Source organism: Vibrio sp. T13N, assembly GCF_032970445.1.
GTDB lineage: Bacteria > Pseudomonadota > Gammaproteobacteria > Enterobacterales > Vibrionaceae > Vibrio > Vibrio diabolicus.
The window spans coordinates 499,876-514,893 of record NZ_JAWJYE010000002.1 but is presented as its reverse complement, the minus strand read 5'-3'; the positions used below and the strand labels follow the sequence as shown (position 1 = coordinate 514,893).

Here is a 15,018-nt window from a genome sequence, read left to right as displayed (position 1 = left end):
TAAGCCCGAGCATTCTGAGTGCAGAGTTAATGGTGTTGGCTTTATTTGTTGTCTCTGAGGTCAGTAGAAATATCCATAGCTAGGTATGCTTTTCCGAAATACTAGAAAAGTTTGCATGACACAAAAATACTTTTTCTGTCATATTAGATGTGATTATTTTTCATTAATTGTGAGCGTTATGGATAAGCTGTCATTAATAAAGTTGTTTGTATCTGTTGTGGACTTAGGGAACTTTACAGCAGTCGCGAATCAATTAGGGCAGTCGCCTTCTACTGTTAGTAAAGCGATTGCTCGCCTAGAACAGGATTTGGGTGTTCGTTTAGTTCACCGTACAACACGTCAACTCCAGCTCACTGAAGCGGGGTTTAACTACCTTGAGACGGCAAGAGAAGTGATTAACTTGCTCAAAAGTAGTGAAGAGCAGCTTCATCAAAGTATTGCATCTCCGTTTGGTACACTTCGTGTCAGCCTTCCTTTATCGTTCGGGCAAAACTATATAACTCCGCTGATTCCAGAGTTTTGCGAACGTTACCCTGAAGTGAAGTTGGATCTTAGCTTTTCCGATGAATACACCAGTATATTGGAGAGTGGGGTGGACGTTGCTATTCGAAGCGGGAGACTAAATGACAGCAACCTGATTGCGAGGCGATTATGTCCTATTGATATGGGTATGTTTGCCAGTCCGGAGTACATAAAGAAGTTTGGTCGGCCTCAGAGTGTTGAAGCACTTAACCAGCACAAATGGATAATGTACCGCTATAAACAATCGGGGCGCTTGCTTACCTTGACGATGCCTTTAGATGGGCAATTAGTAGAATTTAGTCCTACACATCAAGTGACAGTAGACAATGGTTATGCGATGGCCTCTTTAGCGAGTTTAGGAGCAGGGATTGCTCTGATGCCCCAATATCTTGCTCGAGACTTAGTGCAGCAAGGTAAGCTGATGTTGGTTTCTGAACCTCAAAGAACCGATGGTCAAGGTGTCTATATATACTATCCAAGTCGTAAGTTTGTGCCCGCGAAAGTAAAAGTGTTTATCGACTATATTATTCATAAACTTGATGAACAGGGAGAGGCGATCAACAGCAGTTGGATGCTGAACCATTAAAGCTCTTACTGGAGGATGATGGCTTAAGCGTGTTACGTGCCAGTAAGTTTGCTAAATTTAGTTGTGCCCACAAAAATATTAACTCATGGGTCTGTAAACAAAGATTTGCATCATTAAGAGCCGCATATAGCAGCTCTTTTTTGTCCTGAACTTGGAAAGTGGCGACAGGACTTGAATCGCTCAGAGGGTTACGAGTACTCGCTTCAGATAAATGAAGAAAGATCGAACCGAAGTATTTTATTGCCGATTTGACTGCCTATACCGTTGCCATTCCGCTGTTAATTCTGCTTTTTCTTTTCTCGCTGCAATCAGCATTTCTATATTAACGTCAGTGTTTGGGTGCTTTTGAATGTATCGCTCGTAATCAACCGGAATACCATTAATGTGCAGTTCAAGGTGTAAATGCGGCCCTGTTGTTCTTCCTGTGTTACCCGTTTTTCCTATCACTTGTCCTCGGCTGATCTTCTCGCCAACGTGGACGTGGCGTTGAGATAAGTGTAGGTAGCGTGATACAGAGCCATTTGTGTGGCGGATATTAATGTAGTTGCCTGCAAAACGGTTGTAACGAGACTTTAAAACGATGCCATCAGCAATACTACGAATCGTTGTGCCTACTGGTGTTGCATAGTCAGTGCCTAAGTGCGGAGTCGTTATATTAGTTACTGGGTGTGTTCGTTTTAAGTCATAGCCAGAGCTTACTCTGTAGCTTTTATCAAAGGGATCTGAAAATCGGAGTTTATTTTTTATTGACACGCCATGTTCATCAAATATGTTACCTTGCCCATCATTGATAATAAATAAATCGGTTTTACTACCTAAATAGTAAAAAGAACTAATATAGGTTTCATTTCTACTATTTAACTTAGTTCTTAAGATAAAATGGTCATCTCTCTTAACTGAATCAATAATATTAAAGTTACTTTTAATAAGGGCCAATAGCAAATTAATCTCTTTTTGACTTATCCCTGATTTTAACAATGAAGCGACAAACGAGTACTCAACCACACCTATGGTGATTTTTTGTCTAAGAGTACCCACCTCAAAAGGAGCTTGAACTTCCTCATTCTTGAACTCCAAAGGCTTAACGGTAGGCAGTCTATCCATGGGAGTGAGGATGTGGTGAGAAAGAGACACGCCAATAAAAATGAGTAAGGCAATGGTGAGAAGGGTTGCGGTAGGAGTTCGCACACTCCTTTTTATTATTAAAATAGTCATTAGTTTTGGTGCTTTATCAAGGCTGACAGTTGTGCGTAGAGTATAATATTTTAAACAAAACCTAGCATTAAAGTATGGCTAATTCCTCCGTTTTAACTAAGTGAATAATTATAGGTGATGATTTTAATTTGATAATTTAGTAAAAGTGACGGTCGGTCTGGTGTTTTTGGCTTTTTAAGTGGTGTTATTGTCACGTTGAGAAAATATTTTACAATAATATAATCTCGGCAAAATATATTTTGCCAAATTACTATGTTCGCTAAAAATACGCTGAAATTAACATTAGGTCTTACGCTTACATCTCTTTTATTGAGTGCATGTGGTGGTGGTGATGGAGGAGACAACACACCTCCAGCTAGAAGCAAAGGAAGCATTTCCGGTATGGTTTTTGACGCCCCTGTAAATGGCGCAAAGATTGAGGTTTTCGAATTCAAAAATGGAAACTTAGGCCGGAAGTTGGCTAACACGACGTCTGATGCGTTCGGAAACTATCTGCTAGAGTTTGAATCGTCTTCAATGCCTCTTTTTGTTGTTGCAAAAGAGGGGAGTTATACCGACCCGTTTACGAATGAAACGGTATCAGTGAGCAATGCGAAGACACTTAAATTTGAAGGTGTTGTGAACTTTAAAGAGGGGAGTGAGCAAAAGTTAATGCTTACTCCGCTGTCGAACTTGGCAGCAGGCTTGGCAAAGTACAAAATTTCTCAAGGATCCACAGATGAGAGTGCCTTTTCAACCGCTTTGGATAGTATCAATAGCATGTATGGGTTTGACGTAAATGAGACCAAACCTATTGATATAACCAAAGGTGGGCAAAGCAGTTTTGCTAGTGCTGGGCATCAATACGGCGCTTTATTAACTGCATACTCGTCTTACTCTTACGATCTTATAAAAAAATACGGCAACAGCGATAACGTCTACACTTCAATGCATTTCGCTGACATCCAATATCGGGATGTTATTGCAGATGGTGTTCTTGATGGTCTTGAAGTGAGCCAGACTTCAGGAGCAGTGACTCCCCTCAGCTTTGGACAGAAAAAGATAAATAGCGACATTTATACACGTGATTTATCTCAGCATGTTCTGATCGTGGTAAACGATCCAAGCGTCAATATCTCTGGTACTGATGCCGCAGACTATGTCGACTTTAGTAAGAAGCTTAATGACTTAGGTACATATGGCAGTACTGATGGCGTCATTCCACCGCGAGATGGTACGGATATTGATACAGATGCGCCAATAGTTACTCGTACGGACAGTGATGTGCTCGCTGGCACCGATAAAGTTGATCTAAAGATTGTAGATGATATAGGCGTAGAAGACGTATCCGCCTTTATTCAGTATCAGGTTAATGGCTCTTGGTCTGGTGAATTTCAATGTAACGACATACAAGATTTTGGAAGCACATTCTGTTCGGTTGAATTTGATGATTTTGAAGTTGGCCTTCGAGAGACCAACGTTAAAGTTAACATTAATACCAAAGAGATCGATAGTGTAGATATGAACCCTGCCACAGGGCTCTCAAACGTAACAGCAGCACGGTTAGTCTTATATACAGCGGATGTACTGGGTAATGAGTTAATTCCAGGCAGCCATTCGGGTCTTCATATCGATTTTGAGTGGGATAACGATGCGCCTGTTATCGATATTACATCGGCGAGTGCAATTAATAACCAACTTAAAGAGTATGTTCTGAAAGGAGTTGTAAAAGAAAGCTCGCAAGAGATCAGTTCGGTCAGTATTTCATTTAAAGATGGCTTACATGAGGACGTCACATGTTCTCCTGTCACTGTAGAGTCTGGAAATGCTTGTGAGTTTAGCAAGGCTTACCCAACTGATGAATTCCTATCTACTACGGTCTTTGAGGTTCGAGCGAAGGATAGCAAAGGTAATACGGGCACCGCTCAGCATGCAGTAAGTCGTGACGATCAAGCGCCAGCACAAACGATTACTTATCCTGAAGGTGCGTCAATGACGTACGTAAATGTCGGTTTAGATGGTGAACGAACCACTTACGATGGTATCTACTCTCAAGATACGTATACCCCAGACAATGTTCAAGCGAGCCGCGATTTCTTGAAGATTGACTATGCGTACGCAAGTATAGGGATTCAGAATTCATTAAAAGGGGTAGATTTTAGTAACTTCAACGCTAACTTGTTGAAAGAGAATAAAATCCCTTATGTTCGTGTGAAAGTATCAGACGTAAATACCGATACGGTTTTAGGCTCCAACGCCAATAAACTGAAGCTCGTCGTCAAGTATTATGTCAGCCAAAATAACGATAATAATTACTCACTTCAGCAGGTTATTGATACAACCGCATCGGATGACGACTACATCGCAAAAATTCCGCACGAAACGCTGTTAGACAGCAATGGGCGTGTAGAAGATGTCATCTATTACATTCCATTTGTAAGAGATATTTTGGGTGACAGCTTTAAATCGGTATCAGAAAACAGTAGTCAAAAGCTAGTCATTCAAACCGTCGATGAGTCTGATAACGAAAGCACTCCAAGAGAAGTATATTTTAGAAGTAGCTTTGATCTGCCAACTATAAAAGTGGTGACACCATTTATTGGTGCGCGAGCGCAACTTGAAGGGTTGAGTCCAAATGGTGAATTCACTTCACTTGCGAGTTGTACCACTATCCAACAATTGGAAAGTGATCAATCAATGGCTCTTGACGTCGCGAGTTGTGAAACCACAACTGATGTTGTGAATTATGACTTCATGCGTGTTCGTTTAATTGGTATCGAAGGCAGCGAGCCATACTACTATCAATGGAAAAGAGATCCAGGAACCAAAAAAGTAACGGTTGATTTAAACAAGGCCAATATTGGTGTGTACTTTAAGCTCAATGGCTCCCAGACTTACTATATTACTGAACTATCGACATATCAGACTAGCTTGTTTGATTTCCAGTGGGATCAAGTCACTGCCGGAGAGAAAACTTCTGAGCGTGCGATTCAAATTCTTGATGAGGTGCGCTACGCGTTATCAGGCACGAATAACAACTCATTCTTTGGGTTTGACCCAACGGTTGTGCCTTATGCAACGAACGAAATGCTTGCTACTAAAGCGATTCCGGAAAAGCCATCAAACGATTATCTACATCGATTTCTTGTCGAAGCCATCGATAGTATTGCTCAAGGAATGCCGAGAAATAACTCATTAGATTTTGCCTCCGCTATTTACGATGATTTGAGCTTTGATGGAAAAGCGAATGGTATTGGTGTTGGTGGACGTCAGGTTATGCTCGATTCTTATCAATTCGGTTCCGATACTTATCGAAAGGATTTAGCGCAATCGTATTACGAAATCATGGCGAGCAAATACGGTATTGAGACCAATATCGCGCAGCTCTATGCTGATGATATTTCGATGGCTAATCCTAACTTAAATGGTAAGAACATTTTTGATACAGAGGGTAGCAGTATCGATATCTTGCCTCCACAGCCAAAATTAACGATTGAAAGCGGTCGAGAGACGATGGTTGGCAATAAGCTTTATATTGCTGGTGAAGTTGTTTCTAAAATTGTCCTAGACGATCCTTCTGGTATTGTAGAAACCGACGCTTATGGTCCGAAGTTTAGCACGGTGTGGTATCAAGCCAGTGAGCCAAACATTGAAATACCGCTGGACATCAACATTGTAGAGAACCCTGGCAACAGCAATGCTTATCGAAAAGAGTACCTCTTTACCCTTAACTCTCAGTCTAGTGAACTAAAAGATATTGTAGAGTTTGCTGTGGAAACCAGTGCCATGGACCCACATGGCAATGCGTATGGTTACGATGGCAAAGCTCCGTTTATAGAAACGGTATTTATTGATAATGATTTCCCTAAAACGAGTTACCTCCCACCTAATGATGTCGATGGTAAACCTGTAGAAGACGGTATTTATTTAAATGCCAAAAATACCCATGAATTGACCTTCAAGGTTGAAGACGTTGTGGGTGACAAGCTTTCTTCAAGAGGTCTTGTTTTCTACCAGCAAACGGGTGAAAAAGTCACATACACACCAGAGGACTTTGCGAATAACTCGAAAGACGCCTTTAAAGTCAAATTATGTACGGGGGAGCTTTGTTCAAATCAAGGCGCGACGATTTACCCGGGTGATGGTGATTGGCTAGTCGTTGCAGCGGCAGAGGATAATTTAGGTAACTCCGTTTCAGAGTTAACTAGCACGGCTCCGAGATTCAATATTCGTATCGACTCTGAAGCTCCTATTGTAAAAAGTGAGCAGGTTCAAAGCCGTTTAGGCGGTAACAACCAATGGACACCTGTCATTGATTGGGGGACGTTAAGCCCCGGCAATAATGTAAAAATAGATCTTCGCCGAGGGTCTGGTCAGGCACTGACATTAGAAAGCTGTGACCCTCTAACAGAGACGTGTGACGTACCATACCTAGTTGGTGAACAACCTGACGTCAAAGTCCAACTGGTTTCAAAAGCATTTGATTACGATGAATGGAATGAATTTTATGTCACTGCGACGGACAACGCTTACCCTGCCAATGTTAGTACAACAGGGAAATTCACATTCCAAGTCGATAACAAAGGCCCAGAAATCATCCTAAATACGCCTTGGGTTGAAGACACATTGTCCAAAGAGAACTATGTTGTCGGGCGTGAGTTCAACGTGCGATTTAAATCTGTAATAGACGATTCAGACATTGAGCAAGTCTCTCTATATCAGAATGGTAAAGATTCGCCAATTAAGACAATTGTGCCAACGGATTCATCTAAAGAGTTTGCAATGTCTCTCATTAAGAGTGACACAGATAAAATAGACATTTCTGAAGATGAAAAAACGACGTCACTGTATGTAAAAGCAACCGATATTTACGGTTTTGAATCTAGTTCTAACACGCGCAAGGTTATTCTTGATCGTGATGGGCCAACATTAGGGTTAAGTGGTTTCAATGCGAATGACTACTACTTAGGAAACTATGTCTTTGATCTAACGGCGCTAGACCTAAATGCAAACGGTGATATTTCAATTAATGGCGTAAATCGAGAAAGCCTAGAGTATTGGACGTTTAGCGATCTTGAGCCATTACCTGGCTCTCCAGGTAAAAAAATCAATGAAGATCTCAAAGTGAGCCTTGGTGATTTAGGTACGGGTACACACAAGATTCGTTTAAAAGGGTCTGATGTTCGTGGCAACACAACCTTAACCAGTGGTGAGCAAGATTTTACCGTTAAAGTGTACAATTCCATCCCGCAGGTAACGCTAGCGATGAGTTACACGGATGGAACGTCAATTACAAACAACACCATCTATCAAGATGGGAATATCGTACTTACGCTTGATATTGTTGATGATAGTGGCGTTGATCGAATCGACTCAACGTATAGATTTTCTGGAGAGCAAAACGGGACTACCTTTACGTTCTCAGAAACCGCAGATGGCACTTGGACGGCAACGCTGCTTTCTACACAAATTGCCAAAGATGGTAACTATGAACTTGATATAAAGGTTTACAACAAAGTTCGTTACCTTGACGAAAAAGACAGAAAGGTTGGAAAAGTAAACCAAACCTTTAGCGTACAGCGTGAAGGCGTGGTTCTCTCGGTTGCAAGTCCGCTGGACTTCCAGAACTACTTATCTGATGGTGTTCTTGATGTCACCTTTACTACATTGAGTGCGGTCAAAGCCAAAACGTTAGAGTGTTGGGTTCGTGAAGAGTACAACTCTCTAGATGCACCACCAACTAATGAGCAACCAACTTCTGGTGTTATCAACGTATCGCAAGAACCTTACAGTTGTAGTGTCAATGTTGGGCAAAACATGACAAAGGCACCTGTCACTTTGATCACTAAAACCTTGGGTACAAATGGGCGTGAAACGATCAACAAGTTCAATTTTTCGATGGTGGATATTGATGCACCAACAGTCGTTGATGGTAACTCATACAGTTTTAAAGGAAGTGATGTTTGGTTTGATGAAGCTTTGAAGAAGAAGATGCTGACATTTGAGCTCTCTTTCAATGATGCTTTATCAGGCGTGAATACTGAAAGTTCAGATAAATATCCAAAGTTGGTTCGTAATCTTGGCAACAAAGCTTATACACCAACGACCTGTGCCAAAGGTGTTGGAAATATCAAGTGTACGTACTCTGAATCCTACGCCGATATTATTGATGGTCTGAGTACAACTCAAGAATACAAAATCAAGAACGTATCTGATTTAGCAGGAAACTTGACGCCAGAGCATGATCTACTGCTTGAATTACCTAAAGGTTCGGTAGTCGTTGAAATTACTGATCCGGTTGGAAACACAACCATTAATGGTCAGCAGCTTGTCGCTAAATTCAGAATTAAGTTGTATGAAAACTCTAGGCTAGACAATGTGATGGCCAGATTTGGAACGGAATCCTACAACTATAAAGATAATCCGGAGAAGTTTGCGCAATTAGAGGTGTGTGCAGATGACCCAACCTACAAGTGTTCAACATTTACGAGTGAACTTCCTAGCGATGCTGATGGAAAAACGATCAGGACAATTATTACCGCAACGGATGTGTGGTCGAGAGTCGGTGAAGCGACCGTTGATATTAAAGTTGACAACACACCTCCAAGTGTTGGCGATGAGATTATCGTAACCGAATCGCCAACAAATCCTGATAATGTTCGTTTTCGTTTTGACATAACGGACACTGGTAGCAGCCTCGCAAAAGTAAACTACTCGGTTTTAAACCCGAGTTATCAAGAAGAAAGAGTAGAGGATGGGAATGGTTCATCTACGTACTTTGAGCTACCGAAATCTCAGTTAGAGGGGCGTGGTTCAATCACAGTAGACATCAAAGCGACAGATAGCGTCGGACTGTATTCTGATATCAGAAAAGTCATTGATATTAGTGTTCCTAAAGTCACAGTTGATTTCGATGGAATTACGAGTTTGCAGGGTGGGAAACTGTTTTTAACCAAGGCGAGCCAGCCGTTTACGGTATCTACGGTGGAAGGAGAAAGAGTGAAAGCTTCACAATATTCTGTGGAGCTTATTCCAAGCCTCGGTGATTCCTTGCGTTACTCAGGTGATGTTATCTCATCTAGTGGTAATGGAATGATGAACTTTGCCGTCGATAACCAAGGGTCATATACCCTTAAGGTGACGGTGACGGACTCAGTTGGAAGAGAGAATACAAGCTTTGAATTACTAGGCAAAAGTTATGATGGACAAGTTATCGAGTCTATTGTTGATTATGACGTTCCAAGTATTTCTGGCTTAAGTGCTAATCAAATTTCTAAGGTACCGACAAACGATAAGTATCAGCTAGAAATTAGCGCATACATTACAGATAAAAATTTAAACCTCGTCACGTCAAAAGCGGTAAGTGGTGGCAGCACTGTGGCTCCTCAAGCGATTACTGAGCCGACAACCGAAGCGGGGCCTTATGTCATAAGCTATTTGTTACCTAAAGGCGATCATACGATCACGGTGGCAGCAACAGACAAGGTGGATAACAAGAGTGAAAGCTCTATTGACGCGCATGTGGAAGCGGCAACCGTTCCCGGGCTAAGTATCTCTACCGCCTCAAGCGCCCCTCTTTTTGGAGGCGAAGAGATTACGCTCGCGTTTAACTTTACAGAAGAAGTTACGAGCTTTGATATCTCAGATGTCCATCTTGTCGCTAGTGATAGCGGTGCAACAGGAACGTTAAAACAAGATACTTGGTCGACTTCAGACAATATTACGTGGACGGTTAATTACATCAGCCCAGAAAAACAAGATAAAAATATCACTATTCAGGTAGAAGATAATAGCTATCAAAGTACCAACACCATTCCAGGAAAGGGAAGCAGCTTAAGTATCGCGGTTGAAGGAACCTTACCAAAACTGACTAATGTGACATTTAACCCCGAGCATCAGAGCGTGGGGCAAAGTGTGAGTGTCTCGCTTGAGTTTGATAAAGAGCTCCAAGAGGCGACCGCTACGCTTGGCGGCAATCGCATTAGTTCTCTGTCAGCAACGGCAGATAAAAAGGTCTGGGTTGGTGATGTACAAGTTCCGAGCACCACGCTGTTAAGTGTCGACTTGGTTGTTAGTCAGTTTAAAGATTTGACTGGTAACATAGGGGAGGATAACACAGCTCACGAATTACCGATCACACCGACCTTAGCTATTACGCCAGTGGGCAGTGTGGATGAAACGCACGCCGCCACGTTAGAATTCGAAGGCACGTCGACACGCTTTGACGGTCAGTCCCTTCGTCTTGAAGTGAAAGCCCAAGGCGGCGTGACGGTATTGAAAAGCAGCAGTGCAACAGTACAAGCCGGTGGCACTTGGACCAGTGACGCAATGGATATGAGTCATCAAATCAATGGCACTTACACCGTGATGGTAACGGGGACGAACTCAGCGGGCATTGAAGTGAGTGAAAGCCAGAGCTTTACACTCGCGCAGTCTCTGCCAACGCTGACTAATGTGACGTTTACGCCTGAGCATCAAGCCATCGGCCAAAGCGTGACGGTAACGCTGGAATTCGATAAAGATCTGCAATCCGCAGCGGCGGAGTTAGGTGGCACGACGATCACCTCATTAATGGCAACCGCGGACCCAAGTGTTTGGACTGGTGATGTGGTGGTACCAAGCACGTCAGAGCTGAATGTGGCGTTGCTGGTTCGTGACTACCAAGACTTATCAGGAAACACCGGTAGCCAGAACACGGCTTACTCCATGCCGATCACGCCGACCTTAGCCATCACGCCAGTGGGCAGTGTGAATGAAACGCATGCCGCCACGTTACAATTCGAAGGCACGTCAACACGTTTTGACGGTCAGTCGCTGCGTCTTGACGTGAAAGCCCAAGGCAACGCGACGGTACTAAAAAGCGGCAGTGCGACAGTACAAGCCGGTGGCAATTGGACCAGTGACGCGATTGATATGAGTAACCAAGCCAACGGCACTTATACCGTGATGGTGACAGGGACGAATTCAGCCGGCATTGAAGTGAGTGAAAGCCAGAGCTTTACACTCGCGCAATCTCTGCCAACGCTGACTAACGTGACGTTTACGCCTGAGCACCAAGCCATCGGCCAAAGCGTGACGGTAACGCTGGAATTCGATAAAGATCTGCAATCCGCAGCGGCGGAGTTAGGTGGCACGACGATCACCTCATTAATGGCAACCGCGGACCCAAGCGTTTGGACTGGTGATGTAGTGGTACCAAGCACGTCAGAGCTCAATGTGGCGTTACTGGTTCGTGACTACCAAGACTTATCAGGAAATACCGGTAGCCAGAACACGGCTTACTCCATGCCGATCACGCCGACCTTAGCTATTACGCCGGTGGGCAGTGTGAATGAAATGCAAGCCGCCACGCTACAATTCGAAGGTACGTCGACACGTTTTGACGGCCAGTCCCTGCGTCTTGAAGTGAAAGCACAAGGCAGCGCGACGGTACTAAAAAGCAGCAGTGCAACGGTACAAGCTGGTGGCACTTGGACCAGTGACGCAATGGATATGAGTCACCAAACCAATGGCACTTATACTGTGATGGTGACGGGGACAAACTCAGCGGGCATTGAAGTGAGTGAAAGCCAGAGCTTTACACTCGCGCAGTCTCTGCCAACGCTGACTAACGTGACGTTTACGCCTGAGCACCAAGTAATCGGCCAAAGCGTGACGGTAACGCTGGAATTCGATAAAGCATTGCAAGGTGCCGCAGCGGAGTTAGGTGGCACGACGATCACCTCATTAGTGGCAACAGCGGACCCAAGCGTTTGGACTGGTGATGTGGTGGTACCAAGCACGTCAGAGCTCAATGTGGCGTTGCTGGTTCGTGACTACCAAGACTTATCAGGGAATACAGGTAGCCAGAACACGACTTACTCCTTGCCAATCACACCAACAATACATCTAGATGCTATCAACGATGTTACTGGAGTGGAAAGCGTGACAGTAAGTGGTAGCAGTGAACGGTTTGAAGATGGTGAGTATATAGATATCAAAGCAGTCGACGCTGATGGTACAGAGGCTACAGGCATGGCAACCGTATTTTCAGACTCATGGACAATTGACTTAGATCTTTCAGGACTGAAAGACGGGGCGGTGACGATTTATGTGAATGGTACCAACAAGCTGTCTGTCTCTGCTGAAGAGGCTCAAGCAACATTTAACTATGATCGTTACGCAAGTACGGCCTCTTTAGGAGCTGTCTATAACCGATATTTTGGCGAGAACAGAACCTTTAAAGATGCCGCATAAATAAAGCGAGCGTTTAGCTCGCTTTATTTATTTGGGACTTTTTGTGATATTTATCAAAATAATTGCCTTTATTGATAAGTTACTCGAATTAATGAATCGTCTTAATACAAGGCTGAATATCTATAATAACTAGGCCAATGTTGCTTTTAGGTGTGTATGACGTGATTGTGATGGTCGCTCGGTAGATGCTGTGGTGAATGTGTCGCGTTGAAAATCTTTTTAAATATTATATATTTACGCTCGTTTCTATACTCTGAGTATAGTGTTCTGCATGAGGTCGATGGGTAATACCTCACCTCTTTAACTCGCGATGAAGCAAATTTAATCCTAGCAAGCTTCAGAGCAGTTACTTTTGTGAGTGCGTAATGCGCTCACCTTTTTATTTAAACTTCCTCAGTAACAGTCAATTTGTTGTTTGTTGCTGAGGAGGGCACCTCATAAACTTCTGAATTTCCTCGTGCTTACCTGAAGCGCACGTTACTACGATTTTTGTTAACTTCAGTCCATAAATTAAATTTTTTTAGAGAGTAAGATTTTACCATTTTGACAAAGTGGGTGATGTTACTGGCTTTTGTTGTGGTTAAATCGCATGTTTTGATAGTAAAAATCACCATTTGCTTGGTGTTTTTGAATTCGGGTGATTTTTCTATCTCGTTGAAAATAAATGGCTAAGTAAGTAGGATACGCAGACCAAATCGTACTTGTAAGCCTTATCAGCTTAATTGTCACCGCAGCCATATTTACGATGTTGGTTGTGGAGAATTCAAATGCATTTAGTTTGCAAATTTATACCTAGCTCGAAGCTATCCTCCAACGAGCTATCTTATGTTCTTACACCGGACGAGTGTATAGGACAGCTTTCGCGTTTGCGAAATTCAGATGACATCCTTAGAAACCTCCCTAAAGAATTGGCGCAAAAGATTTCCATCTCTGCCAAAATAACGACCAGCGCATTGCTAGCTGCTATAAGAATCGAATTGGGAAAAGGCAATTGGGTGTCATTATCTACCGTTGCTCGTCGGTCTCCATTGACGGACTCTCAGCTGCAAAGCTTCCCTAGACTTAAAACACTCGTTGACTCTGTATCTGCTTCGAATGAAAGCAAAGTTTTTAAAGCGGGTTACAAGCAGGTTACTGACGATGTTGCTCTAGTTCGCAGTTACACGCATGTACCTTCTGAGCCAAGCCCAGACCAAAAAATTGTTGTCGAGTTTGCAGGGCAGTGGTCTAGCAACGCGGCATGTTTGATGTTGGGAAAAACGGAAACTCAAAAAGAAAAAGTGACTGTAGGCAAGGCTGATACAGAAAACAAACACCGCAGCCTCGCGACATTTAAAGATCTCGAAGCTGAGGGCAAAACGCTTTACATCAAAATCCCTTGTTCCGACCAGCCTCAGCCAATTTTGCTTAAACTCGCCGAAGACCTGCAACCCGTTGATAAAGAAACTCAGATGGATGAGTGGGATAACGTGTTGGTGCCTGTGCTACCTATGCTAGAGGGCACAAATGGGCATGAGTTGGTTGCAGAAGGTTATTTTTATGTAATCTGGAATAACAAAGTTTGGCGTGAGGTTGAAGTTACACCAAAAGGCTACTTTGCTGATGTCGATTTAGAGTACTACAGAAATAATGACCCTGAATCCTCGATGAAAACACGACATGTCAACATTGATGGGGCAAACCTTGTACCAGACTACTATATTGGCGAAGAATCATTTGAGATTTATCAATCCGGTCAGAAAGTTTATTCGGGACATCTAAGCCTTGATCAAGGTGCTAGGGTATTCCGCCTTGTAGATGAGGAAGTAGATGTTGTTTTTCCAGAATTAGATATTGATCCTATCACTGTTAAAACGGTGCTAAGCCCTTATAAAGCTGGCAAAGATGGTTTGCGTATTGCACAAGGTGTTCCTCTACCGCATATTTGGGTGCCATATAAAGTCGCGGGAGAAGTACAAGAATGTTATATCCATTATTCCGAGTTGGCTTTGACAAACACGGAACTGTCTGAGCTAGAGAGTGATCCTGCTTCAATTGCTAAGTCTCTTTCAGAGTTGCAAATATACTCCTCATCCCAAAGCTTTAATAATGCGGGTGAGAATATTATTCCAGTTTCCGGTACCGCATCAATAGGCACTGGCAGTGGAATCATCAATGAACATAAAGAAAGCAATATTGCGGGGCTTAAATTGGCTCCAAGAGGCGCATTGCCTTCTATACGTTACCTTCATGAGCCGTTGACAGATCAGCCGGATGATTTCTTTGGGCTTCGTAACATAGAACACGATTGGATTCACAAATCGTACTTTCGTTCAGCAATGAAAGACGACGATGGTTATATGACGCTTCGGTTCGCATTCCCGCCGGAAGAGGTCAAGAGCGTCGATATTGTTCGAGGTGTTCATTCGAGTCTCTCCACGGGTAGCCAACGTCTTGTCGTTGTAGAAGAAAATGTACCCATTTCAGAATTGCTAGGTTAA

Annotated in this window: 4 protein-coding genes; 3 read left to right on the top strand and 1 reads right to left on the bottom strand. The window is 43.1% G+C overall.

What is annotated here, in order from left to right; all coding sequences use genetic code 11:
* Window positions 1-178 precede the first annotated feature (178 nt).
* Entirely contained in the window at window positions 179-1,108 is a 930-nt protein-coding gene (locus R2S67_RS05230) for a LysR family transcriptional regulator (protein WP_317342706.1), read from the top strand.
* 237 nt (window positions 1,109-1,345) lie between these two features.
* On the opposite strand, the gene R2S67_RS05225 is transcribed toward R2S67_RS05230, so the two are convergent.
* Window positions 1,346-2,323: a M23 family metallopeptidase gene (locus R2S67_RS05225; protein ID WP_167427358.1), complete on the bottom strand. Its 978-nt coding sequence runs from the start codon at window positions 2,321-2,323 to the stop codon at window positions 1,346-1,348.
* 381 nt (window positions 2,324-2,704) lie between these two features.
* Between R2S67_RS05225 and R2S67_RS05220 the strand changes: the two genes are divergently transcribed.
* A complete protein-coding gene (locus R2S67_RS05220) occupies window positions 2,705-12,538 on the top strand; it encodes a tandem large repeat (protein WP_317342703.1) in 9,834 nt (3,277 codons plus the stop codon).
* Window positions 12,539-13,305: 767 nt separating this feature from the next.
* Window positions 13,306-15,018 carry a hypothetical protein gene (locus R2S67_RS05215; protein WP_317342701.1) on the top strand — a complete coding sequence of 571 codons (1,713 nt, stop codon included), beginning with the start codon at window positions 13,306-13,308 and terminating at the stop codon, window positions 15,016-15,018.

What these genes read in the sequence shown, in the direction of transcription:
- R2S67_RS05230 (WP_317342706.1), top strand. Translation starts at nt 179, where the DNA reads ATGGATAAGCTGTCATTAATAAAGTTGTTTGTATCTGTTGTGGACTTA.
- R2S67_RS05225 (WP_167427358.1), bottom strand. Translation starts at nt 2,323, where the DNA reads ATGACTATTTTAATAATAAAAAGGAGTGTGCGAACTCCTACCGCAACC.
- R2S67_RS05220 (WP_317342703.1), top strand. Translation starts at nt 2,705, where the DNA reads ATGGTTTTTGACGCCCCTGTAAATGGCGCAAAGATTGAGGTTTTCGAA.
- R2S67_RS05215 (WP_317342701.1), top strand. Translation starts at nt 13,306, where the DNA reads ATGCATTTAGTTTGCAAATTTATACCTAGCTCGAAGCTATCCTCCAAC.